Below are 18,633 nucleotides of genomic sequence, written 5' to 3'. Positions count from 1 at the left end.
CAGCGGACTCTATCCGTGGACGCTGTCATCGATCCTTCCGTCTCGCAGTTCGAACTTGAGCACCTTCCCCGAGGGATTGCGGGGGAGCCGTTCGACCGTCTCGACGCCGGTCGGCAGCTTGTACGCCGCCAGCTCGCGCCGGGCGTGATCACGCAGTTCCTCGATCGACGGCGCCGGCCGCCCGGGGACCGGCGAGATCACCGCGATCGGCGTCTCGCCCCACCGTGGATGCGGCCGGCCCACGACCGCCACCTCGGCGATGTCCGGGTGTGAGGCGAGCACGTTCTCCACTTCGGCGCAGTAGACGTTCTCGCCGCCGGTGATGACCATGTCCTTGAGCCGGTCGACCACGTAGACGAACCCTTCGTCATCGACGCGGACCAGGTCGCCGGAGTGGAACCAGCCCCCGGCGAAGGCTTCGGCGGTCGCCTCGGGCAGGTTCCAATAGCCCGGCGTCATGCCCGGCCCCCGGTAGACGATCTCGCCGATCTCGCCGGCGGGGACGTCGTTCATCTCGGCGTCGACCACGCGCGCCCACACGCCCGGCGCCGGTCGTCCCACCGAGCCCAGCTTCCGGCGTGCGTCCTTGCCCTCCAGCACGCAGGTGACCGGTGACATCTCGGTCTGGCCGAAGAGGGCGAGCATGTCGGCGCCGGCGAAGACCTCGCCCATCTCCCGCAGGAGTGCGTCGGTGGCCGGGGCGGCCCCCCACGCGGCGACGCGCAGCCGGGACAGGTCACGGGGCCGCTGCCGCTGCTCGGCCACGAGGGCCTGCCATTGGGCGGGCACCAGGAAGACGGAGGTGACCCGGTGCTCGGCCATCACGTCGAGGTGCTCGCCGGCGTCGAATGCGCCGGTGGGCATCACGACCACGGAGGCGCCGACGAGCAGGGCCGGGGCCAGACCGCCGATGGCGCCGATGTGGAAGAGCGGCGAGGCGCAGAGGTACACCTCGTCGTGCATCTCGAAGCGGAAGGCGACCAGGTTGGTCTGGCTCTGGGCGAGCAGATTCCGGTGGGTGAGCACCGCGCCCTTGGGGCGTCCGGTCGTGCCGGAGGTGTACATGATCAGCGCCGGCGCGGACTCGTCCACGCCGATCGCCGCCAGGGCGTCGGCGGGCGAGCTCGTGGCGGGGCCGTCGGGCGGGTCCGCGTCGGGCTGTCCGGCTCGTCCGGAGACGTTCACCACGCGGATGCCGTCGTCCTCGGCCGCGCCGGTGGCCAGCCGGTGGTACGCGGCATCGGTGAGCACCAGGGAGGCGCCGCAGTCACGGAGGATGAAGGTCACCTCGCCGGTGGCCAGCCGGGGGTTCACCGGCACCCCGATCGCCCCGGCGGCGCTGACCGCCAGGAGCGACTCCACGTACTCGACCCCGTTGCCCATCACGAAGGCGACCCGGTCGCCGGAGCCGATGCCCAGTCGCGCGAGCGTACGGCTGAACCGCAGCACCCGGTCGGCGAGCCGGCGCCACGTGTAGGAGACCTCGCCGCACCGCAGCGCGGCCGTCTCGGGCCGGACCTGGGCATGCCGGGCCAGGTGCGCGATCCAGTGCTGGCCCCGAGCGCCCTGGATCGCCGCGGACGCCGTCATGGGGTGCTCCCGCTCCCGAAGCGCGGGGCGAGCCAGCCGGTGATCGTGTCGGCGACCGCGTCCCGGGCGCCCTCGGGCTCCAGGAAGTAGTGGTCCCCGCGGTGGTCGCGGCGGGTCTTGTCCTCGCCGGCCAGGGCATCGGCGATCCGGTCGGCGTCGCTGGGGAAGACGCCGGTGTCCCCGGTCGGATTGATGATCAGTGACGGGACCGTGACCTTGGTCAGGTTGGCCTCACCGCGGCAGGGCGACTCGCTCAGGCTCCACATGTTGAGCCAGTTGCGCACCGTCGTCTCCCCGGCGATCCCTCGGTCGCCTCGGTTAGCGGCCTCGACAGAACCACGGTAGCAGCTGTTCGGTTTCCGGTCGGTGGGCTCCAGGGAGGGGTCGACCATCCTCGGATCGGCCCAGGTCCGGGGCACGGTGAAGTGGCGGTCGTAGTAGCCGGCCTCGGTGAGCCGGGCCAGCTCCGCCTTGGCCCACGCGGTGATCCGGTGGTTGCGGTCGACCTGCGCTCGCCGGTAGCGCTCGATGAACTCGGCGCTGTACGGCGGACCGTTTTGCGGGTTGAACAGGTCGAGGGAGGGGTCGGTGGCCACGGGGTCGAACTCGTCGACGACCGCGGCGTCCATCCAGGCCGTGAGGACGTCGGGACGGCCCAGGTGCGCCGCCAGGGACACGTAGCCGTCGGCGGCGGGCAGTTCGTCCACGCCCGGGACGGGGCCGTGGCCGATCGGGGGCCGCAGGGTCGGGTCGACGGCCTGAGCCTGGTAGGCGGCCATCAGGGAGCCGCCCCCCGAGTTGCCCAGCAGGATGACCGAGTCGACCCCGGCCTCCTCGCGCAGCCAGCGCACGCCGACCCCGATGTCCACCAGTGCCTGGTCGAGCCGGAAGTTCCACTCGTAGCCGCGGAACCGGGTGTTCCATCCCAGGAAGCCGATGCCGCGCTCGGCCATCAGGTCGGCGAGATAGTGCTCGGCGAAGTCGATCTGATAGTGGGTGGCGATCAGCGCCACCGTCGGGCGGCCGCCCTCCGGGGCGTGGTAGAGACCCTGGCAGGGATGCCCGCCGGCGCCCGCCCGCGGGGCGTCGGTGGAGGGGCGGGAGATGAAGGTGCGGGTGATCACTGGGCCGCCACCTCGATCCGGCTCGCGGCCACGTGAGCGCGGAGCTTCCCGAAAAGGATCCCGAGGCGCTCGGTGGCCACCGGGTCGGTGAGGTGCCCGGCCTGGTCGAAGCAATCGTGGGCGAAGGGCATGACCACCTCCGGTCCCGGCATCACCGGGGACTGGGAGAAGACGAACATGTTCCTCAGCTCGAACTGGCTCCGGGCGGTGCCCAGCCGTCCGGGAGAGGTGCCGATCAGGGCGACCGGCTTGCCCTGGAGGACCGAGGCGCCCAGGGGCAGGGAGATCCAGTCGAAGGCGTTCTTCAGGACGCCCGGGACCCCGCCGTTGTACTCCGGGGTGGCGATCATCAACGCGTCCGCGGCGGCGATCTCCTCGCGCATCCGGGTGACCGCCCACGGCTCCTGGCCGAGCAGGTCCTCGTTGAAGAGCGGAAACTGCCCCACCAGGTCGCTGATGGTGACGGTGACCCCGTCCGGCGCCAGACGTGCCGCGGATTCCAGCAGCATCCGGTTCCACGAACGCTCGCGCAGGCTCCCGACGATTCCGTAGACGGTGATGTCGGCCGTGCTCACAGTGCTCCTCCCAGGTAGGCGTCGATGACGGCCTCGTCACGGACGACGTTGGCCGGGACGTCGAGGGCGATGCGGCGCCCGAAGTCGAGCACGCAGACCCGGTTCGAGATGCCCATCACCATCGACATGTCGTGTTCGACCAGGAGCATGGTGATGCCCAGGTCGGAGTTCACCTCGCTCAGGGTCGCCGCCATCTCGGCGGTCTCCTTGTGGTTCATCCCCGCCACCGGCTCGTCGAGCAGCAGCAGCCGGGGCTCCATGCACAGCGAGCGCGCGAGCTCGACCCGCTTCTGCACGCCGTGGGGCAGCGGGCCGACCGTGTGCTGCAGCAGGCCGCCGAGTCCGAGGCGGTCGGCCACCTCGGTGACGTGCCGCAGCGCCGCGCGCTCCTCACGCGCACTGCGACCCCATCGGATCATGCCGGCCACCGGCCCGGAGCGCAGGTGCCGGTGCCGGGCCAGGAGCAGGCATTCCTGCACGGTCATGGCCGGGAAGACGTCGACGTTCTGGAACGTGCGGGCGATCCCGGCGCCGGCGATCCGGTGGGGGGCGGTGCCCAGGATCTCCCGGCCGCCGAACCGGATGCTCCCCGACTCCGGGCGGTAGATGCCGGAGATGCAGTTGAACAGCGTGGACTTGCCGGCTCCGTTGGGTCCGATCACGGCGAAGAAGTCGCCCTCGTCGATGGTGAAGGTGACCCCGTCCAGCGCGCGGACTCCCGCGAACGACAGGGTGAGGTCCTCGACCTCCAGGAGTGCGGGGCTCACGAGTCGGCTCCCGGGACGGTGGACACGGCGCCGAGGTAGGCCGCCGCGATGTCGTTGTCCTGCTCCAGCTCCGCCGGGGTGCCCTCAGCGCAGATCCGTCCGCCTTCGAGGAGGTAGGCGTAGCCGGAGATCGACAGGGCCATGCGCGCGTTCTGCTCGACGAGCAGGATCGAGGTGCCCTGCTCGTTGATGGACACGATGATGTCCCGGACCTGCTCGACGATCCGGGGTGCGAGCCCCAGGCTCGGCTCGTCCATGAGCAGCAGCTTCGGCCGTGACATCAGGGCCCGCGCGATCGCCAGCATCTGCTGCTCGCCACCGGACAGGTAGCCCGCCTTGCGGTCCAGCAGGTTGCGCAGGGGCGGCAGCAGCGTCAGCACTTCGTCGCGGGCCGCGGTGAGCGCGGCACCGCGGTAGCGGCGCGTGTGCCCCCCGCTGGCGAGGTTCTCGGCGACGCTGAGCCCCGGGAAGACCATTCTGCCCTCCAGGCACTGGGCGAGCCCGGCGCGGACGCGCTGCGACGGGCGGGACCCGGTCATGTCCTTGCCGAAGAGCTCCACCCGGCCGCCGGTGAGGCGTCCGCGGTGCAGCCCGAGCAGGCCCGAGATCGCCCGCATCGTGGTGCTCTTGCCCGCCCCGTTGGGGCCGAGCAGGCTGACGACCTGCCCCTGGGGGACCCGCAGGGTCAGGTCGGTCACGGCGTCTCCGGCGGCGCCGTAGCCGGCGCTGACGGCCGTCGTCTGCAGGGCCGGCGGACCGCCGGACGCGTTCGCGGCGTTGCGGCTCATGAGGTCTTCCGCCTTTCGCGTGAGCCGCCCAGTGGTCCGAGCAGGCGCCGCCAGGCCCGGAGCGCGAGCGCCCGGATCCCGTTGGGCTCGAAGAGCAGGATCAACACGATCACCAACCCGTAGAGGAATCCGGACAGGAGCGGCCCGGTGATGCCGCCATCGGTGCTCATGCCCTTGCGGACGAAGGGCAGGAAGCCCGAGGTCTGGTTCACGACCTCGGGTATCGCGCGCACGAACAGAGCCCCCAGCAGGGCCCCGGAGACCGTGCCCATACCGCCGATCACGATCATGGCGATGAAGTCGACCGAGAGCATCAGGTGCCACTGGCTGGGGGTGAAGTAGCCCATGTAGGACACCAGCAGCGCCCCGGAGATGCCGGCGAAGAAGGAGGAGATGACGAAAGCGATCGTCTTGGTCCGGGTCACCGGGACGCCCACCACCGCGGCCGCCACGTCCTTGTCCCGCACGGCCATGAAGGCGCGGCCGAGCCGCGAGTGCTTGAGGTTGTGGGTGAGGAGCATGACCACCAGCAGGATCGCCAGCGCGAAGTACCACCAGGCCTGGAAGGCGTCCAGGATCATCTGGTCCCCGGCCATGACGCCCAGGCTGAGGTCCTGGTCGCCGAAGAGGACCGGTGCCGCCGGACGCCCGTTCACGCCACCGCTGAGGCTCGTCCACGTCTCCCACACGTAGAGGCCGATGAAGACCAGGGCGAGGGTGGCGACGGCCAGGTAGAGGCCGCGGATGCGGACGGCGACGGGCGCGACCAGGGCGCCCGCCACGGCGGCCACGAGGCCGGCCGCCGGCAGCCAGAGCCACCAGGGCAGGCCCTTGTCGGCGCCGAGCCAGGCCGAGCTGTAGGCGCCGATGCCCATGAAGAAGGCGTGGCCCAGCGAGATCTGGCCGGCGAGTCCGGTGATCACCTGCATGCCGAGGGCGCCGACGCCGACGATCAGGGTGAAGATGCCGATGCCGAGCCACAGTTCGGAGCGGAGCACCAGCGGCAGCACGAGCATGGCGACGACCCACAGGCCGACGCCGGTCCGCCCGCGGGTGAGGAGGCGGTGCGGGCGCGGCCGGGGAGTCGCGGCGTCGTGGGCGCCCGGGGGGCTGGTCAGGACTGACAAGGCTCAGACCCTTTCGATGCTGCGACTGCCGAACAGGCCGTACGGCCGGACCAGGAGGACCAGGAGCATGAGCACGTAGGGCAGTACGTCGTGCAGGCGGCCGCCGCCGATGTCGCTGAGGTAGTTGGAGCCCAGGACCTGGGTGAGCCCCACGACCAGGCCGCCGACCACGGCTCCGATCAGCGAGTCCATGCCTCCGATGACGATCGCCGGGATCGCGATCAGCGCGAGGTCGCCGATGCTGGGGGAGACCACGCGGGGGAACGAGGCGAGAAAGATCGCCGCGGTCACCGCGAGGAAGGCCGCCAGGCCCCAGGAGAGCGCGAACATCCGCCCCACGTCGATGCCCTGGGCCAGGGCCGCCTCCTGGCTGCTCGCGGTCGCGCGCAGCGCCAGCCCGTGGCGCGTCCGCTGGAAGAAGAAGGCGACGGCGGCCAGGACGACGACCGAGACGACCACGGTGGCCAGGGCGCTGTTGGGCAGGACGACCGAGCCCACCGTGGTGGTGCCGGCGCCGACCGGGCCCACCGAGTCGTGCCTGCCGACGCCCCACACCATCAGGATGGCGTTGTGCAGCATGGTCGAGATGCCCAGAGTGGCGAGCACCACGACGGTCACCGAGCGTCCGATCAGGCCGCGGATCAGCATCCGCTCGACCACCAGCGCGAGGCCGACGGTGATCGCCACGGCTCCGAGGAAGGCGAACAGGTAGGGCATCCGGGGCAACAGGGTCAGGACGACGTAGGCGCCGATGGCCACGAACCCGCCGTGTGCGAAGTTGAAGGTGTGGGAGCCCTTGAACATGATCACGAACCCGAGCGCGATCAGCCCGTAGACCAGGCCTAGGGCGATGCCCTGAAAGCCGAGCTGGAGGAAGAGGGTCATCTGGAAATCCTGGGTCGGGGTGGTGGGAATGGAGCGGGGGTGTGGGGCCCGTTCGAGCCCGCACACGCCCCGCGACGTCAGTTGCCCCTGGAGGCGTCCCAGGACTTCGCGGCCTCGGACTCGAAGAACGAGGCGACCGGCTCCTGGACGCCGTCCTTCCCGATCTTGTTGATGCGGGACTGGAAGCTCACGATCGAGTCACCGTCACCGAGGTCGATCGCGGGAAGGATGCCGTCGAAGGGGACCTTGAGGTCGACCATCGCCTTCTTGACGCCCTCGCGGGTGAGGTCCTTGGCCTCGCACGCCTTGCGCAGCGCCTCCACGACCACGGTTCCGTTGATCCAGCCGCCGACCTGGAAGTTGTCCGGCTTCGCGTTGGGTGCGTAGGCATCACGGGCCTTGGTCAGTGCCTGGATGCCGGCGTTGTCGTCATTGAGGGTGCCGTAGCCGCCGGAGACGAAGTAGTTGCCCAGCAGGCCGTCCAGGGGCTTGCCGAGGCTGGAGGCCCAGGCGCCCGAGCTGGACACGAAGGTCGGCTTGTAGCCGAACTGGGCCGACTGGCCGAGGATGCCGGCGGTCTGGGCGGGGGTGACGCCCAGCATGACGATCTCGGCCCCGGCGTTCTTGAGGTCGTTGATCTGCGCCGTGAAGTCGGTGTCGGCGTTGGTGTAGGTCGGCTCGGCGACGACCTTCACGCCCTCCGTGGCCTTCGCCGCGTGGTTGAGGGCGTCGAGGTAGATCTTGCCGGTCTCGTCGGCCGACGTCACGAAGCCGACGTTGACCGTCTTGGAGGCCGAGGCGCCGGCCTTCTCGGCGGCCCAGACCAGGCCGTTGATGAGCTCGACCTCGAAGGGCGGCATGGCGACGTAGACGTTGGGGAGGTCGAGGGTCTGGGTGTTGATGGACGCCGAGAGCGTCGGCATGTCGTCCCGCTTGATGTTGGCCTGGACGGCGTTCAGGCCGGCGGTGCCCACGAACTGGGCCACCATCAGGTTCTTGGGTGCCGCGGCGCGGTACTGCTGGGTGGTGATCTGCGGGTCGTACTTGGTGTCGCGCTTGTCGACCACGACCTTGCGTCCGCAGATGCCGCCCTTCTCCCGGTTGACCTGGTCGATCTTGGCTTCGACACCGAGCGAGCCGGCGATGCCGCCCTGGGCGATGGGCCCGGAGAAGTCGCTGATCACGGTCACGCTGATCTCGTCGTCGGTGACCCCGGGGCCCATGGCGACGCCGTCGGCCCCTGTGTCGGCCTTGCTGGAACCCGAGCCGTTGCCACACGCGGCCAGGGTCAACAAGGAGGCGACCGCCAGCGCGGTCATGGACTTCTTGAGCATGGGGTTGTGTCTCTCTTGGTCGGGGGACCCGTGCTTCCGTGACACGGCCCACAAAGATTAGACCAGACTAAACAGAAATAGAAGAGACGGACTCTGCAAGTTGGAGAAACCGTCGTGCTCGGTGCGTGCCCGGCATCGTCGCGGGTCACAGCGTTGGAGCGAGGCTGCGTCAGGCTCGCCAGCTGAAGGTGATGTGTCGCGAGACGAAACGCCATCCCGCATCGAGGCGGACGAGCCGGTCGAGGTAATCTCCCGCGCCGACCGGCCGGCCGTCTCCGCCCCGGAGCACGAAGTAGGCCCGGCCCGTGGCGTTCGCGTCGTCGACGAGGTCGACGAGCACGTTGCTGTTCTCATGGCGCGGCGACTCCGCCGTACGGCCGGCGATCACCCGGGCCAGTCCCTCGGCGCCGGCGAAGGCGGGCCCGCCGGTGATCTCCATGCGGCCGTCGGCGGTGAAGCAGTCGCGGAAGGACTCCAGGTCCCGGGCGTCTATGGAGAGGCTGTAGCGCGCGTAGAGCTGAGTGATGGCGGTGACGTGGTCGGACATCGGGACTCCTCGTGGAACCGGTCGGTCGGATCAGGCATGGGGAGTCTCGGGCAGCCGGGAGAGTTCGTGGCGCCAGGCGACGTCCAGGTTGAGGCTCCCTCCGAGGTCGGGGAGCTCGGCGCGGTCGGCCGCGTCGATGGGGCGGGGGCGTCCCCCGGCGGAGGCGACGAGCAGGCAGAGGTGTGCGATCTCGTCGATGGAGGCGGCGCGGAGCACCGCCTCGGGGACCGAGTCGCCGGTGACCACCACACCGTGCCCGCGAAGCAGGGCCGCGGCATGGCCGCCGAGGTGCTCGGCCACCTCGTCCCCCAGTGCGTCGCTGGACACCAGCACCGAGCGCGGATACACGGGGACGCCGCTTTCCACCAGTGCGGAGCCCGGAATGTCGTAGGCCCCCACGAGCGGCTCCAGGACAAGGCCGGCCAGGTCGGCGGCGACCGTGCGCCTGGGGTGCGCGTGCACGACGCACCGGACGTCGGGGCGCCGGCGCAGGATCCGGGTGTGCAGGGGGAGTTCGTGGGGGACGGTCCAGCCGTCCAGCTCGCCGGGCAGGCCGGGTTCACCGTCGAGGGTCACCACCCGCACGTCCTGCGACGTCGTATGGGCCAGGCCCGACTCCCGGGGGCCGCGGCACCGCACCAGGATCCGCTCGTCGTCGAGGCGGAGACTGATGTGGCCGAGGAACCCCGGAGCGAGTTCGCGGGCCGCCAGCACCCGGCATCCCTCCGCCAGCCGGTCCCGCAGTTCCTGGAGGTCGCCGCTGTGGACGTTCGCCGTCATCGGGCAGCCTCCAAGGGGGCCAGGGTGTCGAGGACCGCGGTCACCGAGCCGCCGCTCGCGATGGCCCGGCGGGCGGTCAGGGAGCCGCGCGGCCACCCCAGCGAGACCGCGCCGACCACGCGTCCGCCGGCGTCCCACAGGGCGAGCAGCCGGCCCTCGTCCTCCACCAGCCGGGGCTCGACGGCGGGGTCCACGGCGCCGAGAATCTGGATGGTGCGACCGTGCTGGTCGCTCCACACCATGGGCACTTCGCAGGGGGCCTGCGGGTGCTCGGGGTCGAGCAGGGTCGCCGCGATGCACCTGGCCTGCTCCTGGGCGGAGTTCCAGTGCTCGATCCGCCGGCCGGAACCTCCGTCCGCAGCCGCCCAGCCGGCGATGTCGCCGGCGGCGAAGACGTGGTCGGCCCCCAGGGCGCGGCCATGCCGGTCGCAGGCGATGCCGTCGTCCAGGTGCAGGCCCGACCCGGCCAGCCATTCCACGTCGGCCTCTGCTCCGATGCCCACCAGCACGTGATCGGCACGGAGCACCTCCCCGTCGTCTAGCCGGACCTTGATGCCGTCGGCGAGATGGTCCAGGGCCTGGACGACCCTGCCCAACCTCAGGTTCACGCCCGCCCGGTCGTGCCAGGTGAGGATCCGGTCGCCCACGCGCCGGCCGACGACCCGGGCAGGAGGGTTGGGCAGCGGATCCACCAGCGTGACCCGGCATCCCCGGGAGATCGCGGTACTGGCGACCTCCGCCCCGATGAAGCCGGCGCCCACCACGACGAGGTGACCGCCACGGGCGAGGTCGGCATGGAGCGCGCGGGCGTCGGCCAGCGTTCGCAGCACGTGGACACCTGGTCCGGTCCAAGCCGGCGACCTCGGCCGCACTCCGGTGGCGATCACCAGCGCGCCGTAGCCGAGCCGCCTTCCGTCGGACAGGGCGAGGCGGCGGGCCCCGGTGTCCAGGCCGGTCGCCTCGACGCCGAGCAGCAGTTCCAGACCGAGCTGCTCCGCCTCCGGGCGGGTGAGCAGCCGGACGGGCTCCTCCGATCGCCCTTTGGACAGCGGCGGCTTGTCGTAGGGCTCCTCCGCATCCCGGTCGACCAGGCGGATGCGGCCGGTGAAGCCGCGGGAGCGCAGGGTCCGGGCCAGGGCGACCCCCGCCACCGAGGCGCCGACGATCACCAGGTCGCCGGTCATGCTCCCTCGAGCCGGAGGGCTGCGGCGGGGCAGCTGCGGGCCGCGCGGTCGATGCGCTCGCGGTCGGCCTCGGGGACCTCGGCCGCCAGCAGCACGACGAGGCCGTCGTCGTCGATGTCGAAGTAGTCGTCAGCCGCGACGACGCAGCTGGCATAGCCTTGGCAGGCCTCGGTGTTCGCCTTCACGATGTGCACTCGGGACTCCCGGTTCTCGTGTCGCTGTCAGCCTTTGACGCCGGCGCCGCCGTCGCTGTGGAGGACGGTGCCCGTCATTCCTCGGGACATCGGTGACGCCAGGAACAGGTAGCTCCAGGCGTGGTCCTCGCCGGACAGCGCCACCTGCAGAGGGACCCGGGCGGCGATGCCGGCGGCGCGGCCGGGGCCGTCGAGGCGCTGCTGGTCCAGCCCCAGGGATCGCGCGCCGGTCAGCCGTGTGCCGACGGTGCCGCCGGGGGCGACGCTGTTGACGCGGACCTCGGGGGCCAGGTCGTGGGCCAGCGCGATGCGCAGTCCGCGGATCGCGAACTTGGTGGAGACGTAGAGCGCGCCGCCCCGGCCCGGCTGGTAGGCGGAGGTCGATTCCGTCAGCACGATGCTCCCGCGGCTGCGTCGCAGCTCCGGCAGGGCGGCGCGGACGCCGTGCATCGCCGCTCGCACGTTGACCGAGAACATCTCGTCGAAGGCGTCGTCGAAGGCGTCCTCGGCGACGGCGTCGAGGGGACGGTAGAAGTCGAAGATGCCGACGCAGTGGACCATCACGTCCAGCCCGGCGTGGAGTTCCCGGCACCGGCTCACCGCGTCGTGGTTGACCGAGGCCTCGCAGGCGTCGCCCTGGACGACCTCGACGCCGGGGACCGACTCGCGCAGGTCCTCGCACTTGGCCTCATCGCGCTCCACGGCCACCACTGCCGCGCCTTCGGCGGTGAAGCGTTCCACCACCGCACGGCCGATGCCCGACCCGGCGCCGATGACCAGCGCTCGCCGACCGTCGAGCACGGGGGCGCTCATGAGGCCGGCTCCCCCGTGTCGTCCTGATCGGGGAACAGGGAGGAGAACGGATGGCCGACCATCGCGGAGAACGTCGCCGGCCCCTGCCAGGTGAGGGCCTCGAGCTCCAGCGGGTCCAGGGTGACCCACTGCCCCGACTTGGCCGCCTCGACCAACAGGCGCACGCCGTTGCGGGTTCGGACGAGGCTCACCCGGATCTCGGAGAACTCGTTGCCCAGGGTCAGGGACTCGCCGACCTGCCCCGCCCGCAGGGCCGCCAACTCCTCCGCGGCCGCCCGGGCACGGCCCTGGTCCTGGTGTTCGCCCTCCCAGTGCAGGCTCACAGGAAGACCGCCAGGTTCTGGGTGCGGAGCACCGTCTCATCGACCATGATGTGGCGGCGGGCGAGCCGCCAGGCGCCGTCGACGCTCCGCAGTACGTCGCTGCGCCCAACCGAGAGCAGGGACGGCTCGTTGACGTCGCCGCGGCTGCGGAACAGCAGAACCGCCGACTCCACGAGGATCTCGCCGGGCACGTCGGTGGCGAAGGTGCGCACGTTGGACAGGTGGTGGCGCAGCCGTGACGGCGGGTCCTCGGTCCACGCGTGCTCGGTGCGCAGCCGGGCGACCCGGCGTTCCAGGGAGTAGAGGTCCTCGTCGAAGTGCGCCATGCGCCGCGCGGTGTCGTAGCCGCTGCCCAGGGAGGTCGTGACCCGGATCGGCATGAAGTAGTGGACGTCCTCGGTCATCCGGGCGAGCCACTCCTCGAGCTCCTGCCGGTCCAGCAGGTAGGCCTCGTCGACCAGCCACTGGTGGGCGGCCAGATGGACGGGATCCGAGAACGGGAGGGGGCCGCCCACCGGGACGGCCGTGGTCGCCCGGGCGCCGAGGGGGCTGTCGGCGGAGTCGATGGGGATGTGCGCGGTCATCGGGCGTCCTCCCGTCCCGGAACGCCGACCGTGACGTCGGCCGCCTTGGCGGGCCCCGCCTCGATGAGGTCGGCCCAGCGATTCATCAGGTGGCGCTGGTTGTACTCGCCGTATCCGACCCGGGCCTCGCCCGGGCCCGCCCACTCATCGCCGCCCAGGGCCGGGGCGATGGTCGAACCGTCGGGCAGCAGGCCCATGCGGCCGTTGAGGAGAAGCCGCTGCGCCATGGTGCCGGCGGCGGTGGCGGTCAGCGAGACCCAGTTCTCCACGTCGTCCTGCTCGAACATCCCGCTGCTGCCGAAGCACATCAGGTAGGCCTTGTAGGACAGTGCCTTGAACTCCTCCGGGGCCTCCTTGTCGACCACGAACCAGGAGAGCACCTCGGTCTCGTCCTGGCTGATCGGCTGCCACTGGCGCAGTGACACGAAGGGGAGCACGTCGTCGGAGTCGGCCACCTTGGGCCAGTTGTGGACGAGGCTGAGGTTCGGGAAGAGCGACGCCGCGGACACCATGAAACCGTCGCGGCCGACCAGGTCGAGTTGCCGCGCCGACCACTCCCGCTTCATCCGGTCGATCATCTCGTCGGGGTAGCCGACGTAGCGCAGGCGCTCCTCGAGCGTCCCCGGCGGCAGCTTGTAGGTGGTCCCCCCGCCGCTGGTGGCCCAGTAGGTCGCGCCGTCCTTGCGCTTCTCGGCCTTCGGCTCGCGGAACAGCCCGATCTCCACGACGCTCGCGTGGGTCTGGGGGGTGTGGTACATGTCCCCGGCGAAGTTCTCCGCGCCGATCTTCCAGTTGGCCTTGATCCGCCACCGCTGGGGTCCGAGCACCTCGACCCCGCTCGGGCTCTGCCGGGTGTAGTAGTCGAGGTAGAACGCGAAGTCGCCGAGGAACTCGCGCAACGGAGGCGCCTGGGGATCCAGGGAGACGAAGATCAGTCCGTTGATGGTGTCCATCGCCGGTGCGGGCAGGAGCCGCTGCCCGCGCTTGTTGAAGCCGGCCTCGCCGCCGTACGCCTCCCGGTGGAAGGGCAGGCCCACGATGCGGCCGTCGTTGCGGTAGGACCACCCGTGGTAGGGGCAGCGGAAGTGCGAGGCGTTGCCCTGCTCGGCGCGGCACACCTGCATGCCGCGGTGCAGGCACATGTTGAACATGGCGTGCACCGCGCCGTCGTTGGCGCGGCTGACGATGAAGGAGTTCTCCATGACGCGACGGACCACGTAGTCACCGACCTGAGGGATCTCCGACTCGTGCGCCAGGAAGACCCAGGAGCGCGAGAAGATCGCCTCCCGCTCGGCGGCGAAGATCTCGGAGTCGTTGTAGATGTGCGCGGGCAGCATCCCGTTGCGCACGTGCTCGACGACGTCGGAGGGGTCGGACACGGGGACCTCTTTCTGTAAGCCAGAAATGTATTCTGGCCGTAGGGTCTTCCCGTGTCAAGGAGAACGTTTCTGATATCAAGAGAACTCATGCCCCTTGCTGCCAGGAGATAGAGATGCCTCGTCTGCGCCAGGTCCGCCGTGCCGAAGTCCAGGACGAGGTCGTCCTCGCGATGTACCAGCGCCTGTTCTCCGACCGCGACCCGGTCGAGGAACCGGGCACCTCCACGGGCACCCCTGGTGACTGGTGGACGGTGTTCGCGCTGGTGCCCGACGTCTTCCGGCACGCCGTGAGCGGGTTCTCCCTCTACCGGAGCCCGGACCGGATGCTGGACCCGGTGCTGCGCGAGCTGGGCCAGACCCGGGCCGGCTGGACCCGCGGCAGCCAGTTCGTCTACTCCCAGCACTGCAAGGCCCTGCGCTCGCTCGGCCTCGGCGACGAGAAGATCGAGGCAGTCCGGTCCTGGGAGGTCTCGGAGCTGTTCTCGCCGGTGGAGCGCGCCGTGCTGGCCTACACCGACGCGCTGGTCATGGGCGGCGGCCGCGTGGACGAGGCCGTCTTCGAGGCGCTGCGCCGAGAACTGTCCGACGAGGAGGTTCTCGAGCTGACCTACATCACCTGCCTCTACGACATGCACGCCACGATGACCAGGGCGCTGCGGCTGGAGTTCGACGACCGCGACGACCCGATCACCGAGGTCGCGGCACCCGGCGACTTCCAGGGCCTCGACCTGGGCGCCGTGATCGGCCACCCGGGAGCGTGACCCCCGCGTGAACGCCCCCGCGGCAGTGGATCCCAGTACAAGCCCCCGATGCGCGTCGGGGAGGAAGGTGTCACCTTGTCCGAGCTCGTGACCGGTCACCCGTCAACGCATGGGGACAGTTACCAGTTGAACACCACGCACCTGTTCCGCCAGGCGGTGGCGACCCACCCGGAGCAGGAGATCGTCTTCCGGGACGCGGCCGGTGATTGGCACCGTACGTCGTACGCGGCGACGTGGCGCCGGGTGGCGCGTACGGCGCACGCGTTGGCCGGCATCGGCGTGGGTCCGGGTGACGTGGTGGGGGTTCTGGACTGGAACCACCTGCGGCACTTCGAGCTGTACTGGGCGATTCCCGGGATCGGCGCCGTGATGCTGCAGATGAACCTGCGGCTGGCCGCCGATGGCCTCGCCTACGTGGTGCGGCACGCGGGCGCCACCGTGGTGTGCGTCGACGAGTCGCTGCTGGGGCAGGCCGAAGAGCTGGCGGCACGGTGCCCGCAGGTGCGGCACTGGGTGGTGATGAGCGACAGGCCGCTGGCGGAGATCCGGACCTCGCTGCCGGACCCCCTGGACCACGAGGCGTCGCTGGCCCGGCAGGACGAGGAGTTCGACTGGCCGGTGATCGACGAGACCTCGGCCTACAGCGCGTGCTACACCACCGGCACCACGGGACGTCCCAAGGGGGTGTTCTACTCCCACCGGGGGATCGTGCTGCACACGATGATGTGGGCGGCCGACCAGGCGGTCGGTGATCACGACAACGTGCTGCTGACGACCCCGATGTTCCACGCCCAGTGCTGGGGCCTGCCGCAGGTGGCGGTGTACGCGCGGGCGCGGGTGGTCCTGCCGGGGCGTTACACCGCCGAGGAGATCGGGGTGCTGGCCCGCGCGATGGTGGACTACGAGGTCACCGTGACCAACGGGGCACCGGCGATCTTCGCGCCGATGCTGGAGTACCTGCGCTCCCTGCCCGAGCCGCCGGACCTGTCCCGGGCGAGGATGATCTCAGGGTCCACCGAGCCGCCCCTGAGCCTGATCAAGGGCTACCACGACCTGACCGGCGCCTCGATCATCCACGGGTACGGCGCCACCGAGACCACGCCGCTGGTCACGTCCAATCGGCCCAAACCCTCGCTGGAGGGGCGGCTGAGCGAGCACGAGTTCTGGGACCTCAAGCGCTCCCAGGGCCTGCCCGTGGCCGGCGTGGACGTCCGGCTGCTCGGCGCCGGCGGCTCGTTCCTGCCCCACGACGGGAAGTCGGTGGGGGAGATCTGCATCCGGGGCCCGTGGATCACCGAGAGCTACTGGAAGTCCGACGACGCGGACAAGTTCCACCGCGGCTACTGGCGCAGCGGTGACATGGGGGTGATCACCACCGAGGGGTACCTGAAGATCACCGACCGGCTCAAGGACGTGATCAAGTCCGGCGGGGAGTGGATCTCCTCCATCGACCTGGAGAACGCCCTGGCGGGTCACCCCGCAGTCCGCCAAGCCGCGGTGGTGGGCGCTCCACACCCCAAGTGGCAGGAACGCCCCGTGGCCCTGGTCGTGCCCGAGCCCGGCCATGACGTCGACCTCGACCAGCTCAGGACCCACCTGACCGCCACGTTCGCCAAGTGGCAGCTGCCCGACGAGATCCTCGTCGTCGACGACCTGCCGAGGACCAGCGTCGGCAAACTCGACAAGAAGGTCCTGCGCGAGGAGTACGCCGACTTCTACAGCGAGCGCTGACATGTAGCCGCCGCCCGCGGACCACGCTCCCGGCCGCGGACGACGCACTCCTCGGGGCAGCCCGTCCAGGGGCTCACAGATCGCCTTTGGATTCGAGGCGGTAGAACGCTTTGGCGATGGGCTGCGCGGTCAGCTCGATCTGCCAGCGGCGGGCGCCGAGGTCGCGGAGCGCGGCGGCGATCGCCGAAGCGGACGCCTCCGGCGGCGGCGTCCAGGCGAGCCGGCGGACGGAGTCGGGCTGCATGAGGTTCTCCGACGGCATCGAATGCTCGTCGGCGAGCGCGGCGACGACGGCGCGGGCGGCGGTGAGGCGCTTGGCGGCCTCCGGGTCGCGGTCGGCCCAGCGGTGCGCGGGCGGCGGCCCGTCGCCGGGGATGTTCGACTCGGGCAGACCCCGGTCGGACAGGTCGCGGGCGCGGGCCACGGCGCGCAGCCACGCCGACTGGTGCCGGCGGGCGCCGCGTCCCCGCATCGTGGGCAGCGCCTGCAGCTCGGCGGGCGTCTTGGGGGCCTTCTGCGCCAGCTCGATGATGGCGGAGTCCTGCAGCACCCGGCCGGGGGACAGGTCCCGCTCACGGGCGATCTTGTCGCGGGCCTCCCACACCTCCCGGACGGTGGCGAGCGCCCGCCGGTTCCGGACGCGGTGGATGCCGGACGTGCGGCGCCACGGGTCGGGACGCGGCGGCTTCGGCGGCATCGCCAGTATCGCGGTGAACTCCTCCAGCGCCCACTCCAGCTTGCCCGCGGACTCCAGCTCCTCCTGCAGCGCGTCGCGCAGGTCGACCAGCAGCTCGACGTCCAGCGCGGCGTAGCGGAGCCAGTCCTCCGGGAGGGGGCGCGTCGACCAGTCGGCCGCCGAATGCCCTTTCTCCAGCCGGAAGCCCAGCACGTTCTCGACCATGGAGCCGAGCCCGACGCGCGGGTAGCCGAGCAGCCGCCCGGCCAGCTCGGTGTCGAACAGCCGCCGCGGGACGAGACCGACCTCCGCCAGGCACGGCAGGTCCTGGTTGGCGGCGTGCAGCACCATCTCGGTGTCGGCGAGCGCGGCGTCCAGGACCGACAGGTCCGGGCAGGCGATCGGGTCGATCAGCGCGGTGCCCGCGCCGGCGCGGCGCAGCTGGATCAGGTACGCGCGCTGGCCGTACCGGTAGCCGGAGGCGCGCTCGGCGTCGACCGCGACGGGGCCGCCGCCCGCGGCGAACGCCGCGATGACACGTTCCAGTTCGGCGGGTTCGGTGACCACGGACGGGACGCCCTCGCGCGGTTCCAGCAGCGGGACGGGCGGGGGACCGGTGTCGGCCTCCCCGTCCGCCGGGCCGGGCTCCACCGGGCCGGGCGCTGCCGCGGCCTGCGCTGGAACGGTTCCGGGCCGCCCTTCGGCGGCCGTATTCTCCGCACCGGCATCCCCCTGGGGGCCGGTGGCGCGCGTTTCGGACACTCCTGCTGAACCCTTTTCATCCTCGGGTTGGCGGACCGACCGGGGCCTCGGGGACACGGGCCGGCGAGAAACGTGCGCTTCTTCCGTGTTCTCCCCCGCCGCCTCGGTTTCGGACGCTGTGCTCACGTCCCCTACCGTACGTCGCTCAGCCGCCCGGACCGTTCGGCAGCGCGGCGACACCGGACGGCGGCAGGCCCGCGGTGGTGCACATCACCTCGCACCAGGCCGTCACGTGCGCGGCGAGATCCTCGCCGGTGGGCGACCAGGAGGCGCGCAGCTCCAGTTCGGTCGTGGACGGCTCGTCGCGTTTGTCGCCGAAACTCTCCGACACCGCGCGGGTGATCGTCCCGGACACGCCCGCGTAGCCGGCCGGTTCCAGCGCCTCGAGGAGCCAGTCCCACGCGACCGAGCCGATCAGCTCGTCGGCGGCGATGTCGGGCTCCAGGTCGGCGCGGATGTAGGCGACGATGCGGAAGCCGTTCGTCCAGCCGCTGCGGCCGTCCGGGTCGTACAGGACGATGAGGCGGCCCGTGGCGACCTCGGTGTCGTCGTCGCGGTAGACGCTGCCGGACATCGCCGCCGCATGCGGGGCCAGACTCTGCGGCGCGGGCATGTCCTCGAGGTCGAGTTCCGGCCGGACGCCGGGGCCGTCGAGGATCTCGCGCAGCGTGTCGAGGGCCTGCTGGAAGGCAGGTGGGTTCATGGGTGG

The 18,633-nt window shown here is 71.1% G+C and carries 20 protein-coding genes; 2 read left to right on the top strand and 18 right to left on the bottom strand.

Annotated elements, in window-relative coordinates; genetic code table 11:
• Positions 1-9: 9 nt before the first annotated feature.
• The 16 genes from AB0C35_RS25120 to AB0C35_RS25045 form a co-directional block, all read right to left on the bottom strand.
• A complete protein-coding gene (locus AB0C35_RS25120; RefSeq protein WP_358460166.1) occupies positions 10-1,590 on the bottom strand; it encodes an AMP-binding protein in 1,581 nt (526 codons plus the stop codon).
• Positions 1,587-2,714, bottom strand: coding sequence for an alpha/beta hydrolase (locus tag AB0C35_RS25115; RefSeq protein ID WP_358460163.1), 1,128 nt, complete (start codon positions 2,712-2,714; stop codon positions 1,587-1,589). The genes AB0C35_RS25120 and AB0C35_RS25115 overlap by 4 nt, the downstream gene beginning before the upstream one ends.
• Positions 2,711-3,289: an NAD(P)H-dependent oxidoreductase gene (locus AB0C35_RS25110; RefSeq protein ID WP_358460160.1), complete on the bottom strand. Its 579-nt coding sequence runs from the start codon at positions 3,287-3,289 to the stop codon at positions 2,711-2,713. Before AB0C35_RS25110 ends, AB0C35_RS25115 begins: the two co-directional genes overlap by 4 nt.
• A complete protein-coding gene (locus tag AB0C35_RS25105; RefSeq protein WP_358460157.1) occupies positions 3,286-4,056 on the bottom strand; it encodes an ABC transporter ATP-binding protein in 771 nt (256 codons plus the stop codon). The genes AB0C35_RS25110 and AB0C35_RS25105 overlap by 4 nt, the downstream gene beginning before the upstream one ends.
• Positions 4,053-4,844 (bottom strand): ABC transporter ATP-binding protein, encoded by a 792-nt coding sequence (locus AB0C35_RS25100; RefSeq protein ID WP_358460154.1) that lies wholly within the window; start codon positions 4,842-4,844, stop codon positions 4,053-4,055. Before AB0C35_RS25100 ends, AB0C35_RS25105 begins: the two co-directional genes overlap by 4 nt.
• On the bottom strand, positions 4,841-5,971 hold the full coding sequence (locus tag AB0C35_RS25095; protein ID WP_358460151.1) for a branched-chain amino acid ABC transporter permease: 1,131 nt from the start codon (positions 5,969-5,971) through the stop codon (positions 4,841-4,843). Before AB0C35_RS25095 ends, AB0C35_RS25100 begins: the two co-directional genes overlap by 4 nt.
• Positions 5,972-5,974: 3 nt before the next feature.
• Entirely contained in the window at positions 5,975-6,856 is an 882-nt protein-coding gene (locus tag AB0C35_RS25090) for a branched-chain amino acid ABC transporter permease (RefSeq protein ID WP_358460148.1), read from the bottom strand.
• A 77-nt stretch (positions 6,857-6,933) separates the two neighbouring features.
• A complete protein-coding gene (locus AB0C35_RS25085) occupies positions 6,934-8,190 on the bottom strand; it encodes an ABC transporter substrate-binding protein (RefSeq protein WP_358460145.1) in 1,257 nt (418 codons plus the stop codon).
• A gap of 169 nt (positions 8,191-8,359) precedes the next feature.
• The gene (locus AB0C35_RS25080; protein WP_358460143.1) at positions 8,360-8,737 is read right to left on the bottom strand and encodes a nuclear transport factor 2 family protein; all 378 of its coding nucleotides are present in this window, start codon (positions 8,735-8,737) and stop codon (positions 8,360-8,362) included.
• Positions 8,738-8,767: 30 nt separating this feature from the next.
• Positions 8,768-9,517, bottom strand: a complete 750-nt coding sequence (locus AB0C35_RS25075; protein WP_358460140.1) for a class II aldolase/adducin family protein — start codon at positions 9,515-9,517, stop codon at positions 8,768-8,770.
• Positions 9,514-10,701: an FAD-dependent oxidoreductase gene (locus tag AB0C35_RS25070; RefSeq protein ID WP_358460137.1), complete on the bottom strand. Its 1,188-nt coding sequence runs from the start codon at positions 10,699-10,701 to the stop codon at positions 9,514-9,516. The genes AB0C35_RS25075 and AB0C35_RS25070 overlap by 4 nt, the downstream gene beginning before the upstream one ends.
• Positions 10,698-10,895, bottom strand: coding sequence for a ferredoxin (locus AB0C35_RS25065; RefSeq protein ID WP_358460134.1), 198 nt, complete (start codon positions 10,893-10,895; stop codon positions 10,698-10,700). Before AB0C35_RS25065 ends, AB0C35_RS25070 begins: the two co-directional genes overlap by 4 nt.
• Positions 10,896-10,922: 27 nt before the next feature.
• Complete coding sequence (locus tag AB0C35_RS25060) at positions 10,923-11,708, bottom strand: SDR family oxidoreductase (protein WP_358460131.1); 786 nt, start codon at positions 11,706-11,708, stop codon at positions 10,923-10,925.
• Positions 11,705-12,031: a hypothetical protein gene (locus AB0C35_RS25055; RefSeq protein WP_358460128.1), complete on the bottom strand. Its 327-nt coding sequence runs from the start codon at positions 12,029-12,031 to the stop codon at positions 11,705-11,707. Before AB0C35_RS25055 ends, AB0C35_RS25060 begins: the two co-directional genes overlap by 4 nt.
• On the bottom strand, positions 12,028-12,615 hold the full coding sequence (locus AB0C35_RS25050) for a 3-phenylpropionate/cinnamic acid dioxygenase subunit beta (protein WP_358460125.1): 588 nt from the start codon (positions 12,613-12,615) through the stop codon (positions 12,028-12,030). The genes AB0C35_RS25055 and AB0C35_RS25050 overlap by 4 nt, the downstream gene beginning before the upstream one ends.
• On the bottom strand, positions 12,612-13,994 hold the full coding sequence (locus tag AB0C35_RS25045; protein WP_358460122.1) for an aromatic ring-hydroxylating dioxygenase subunit alpha: 1,383 nt from the start codon (positions 13,992-13,994) through the stop codon (positions 12,612-12,614). The genes AB0C35_RS25050 and AB0C35_RS25045 overlap by 4 nt, the downstream gene beginning before the upstream one ends.
• A gap of 113 nt (positions 13,995-14,107) precedes the next feature.
• Here AB0C35_RS25045 and AB0C35_RS25040 point away from each other — a divergent pair, with 113 nt between their 5' ends.
• Both AB0C35_RS25040 and AB0C35_RS25035 read left to right on the top strand, forming a co-directional pair.
• Positions 14,108-14,755 (top strand): carboxymuconolactone decarboxylase family protein, encoded by a 648-nt coding sequence (locus AB0C35_RS25040; protein WP_358460119.1) that lies wholly within the window; start codon positions 14,108-14,110, stop codon positions 14,753-14,755.
• Positions 14,756-14,881: 126 nt separating this feature from the next.
• Positions 14,882-16,486 carry a long-chain-fatty-acid--CoA ligase gene (locus AB0C35_RS25035; RefSeq protein ID WP_358460116.1) on the top strand — a complete coding sequence of 535 codons (1,605 nt, stop codon included), beginning with the start codon at positions 14,882-14,884 and terminating at the stop codon, positions 16,484-16,486.
• Positions 16,487-16,559: 73 nt separating this feature from the next.
• Here AB0C35_RS25035 and AB0C35_RS25030 read toward each other — a convergent pair whose 3' ends face one another.
• Entirely contained in the window at positions 16,560-17,813 is a 1,254-nt protein-coding gene (locus AB0C35_RS25030; protein ID WP_358460447.1) for a ribonuclease D, read from the bottom strand.
• Between the two features lie 256 nt (positions 17,814-18,069).
• Positions 18,070-18,627: a DUF3000 domain-containing protein gene (locus AB0C35_RS25025; RefSeq protein ID WP_358460113.1), complete on the bottom strand. Its 558-nt coding sequence runs from the start codon at positions 18,625-18,627 to the stop codon at positions 18,070-18,072.
• Between the last annotated feature and the right edge of the window lie 6 nt (positions 18,628-18,633).

The organism is Spirillospora sp. NPDC048819, from assembly GCF_040650055.1.
Classification (GTDB): Bacteria; Actinomycetota; Actinomycetes; order Streptosporangiales; family Streptosporangiaceae; genus Spirillospora.
Note: the sequence above shows the minus strand (reverse complement) of the source record. Positions and strands in the feature narration are given on the sequence as shown.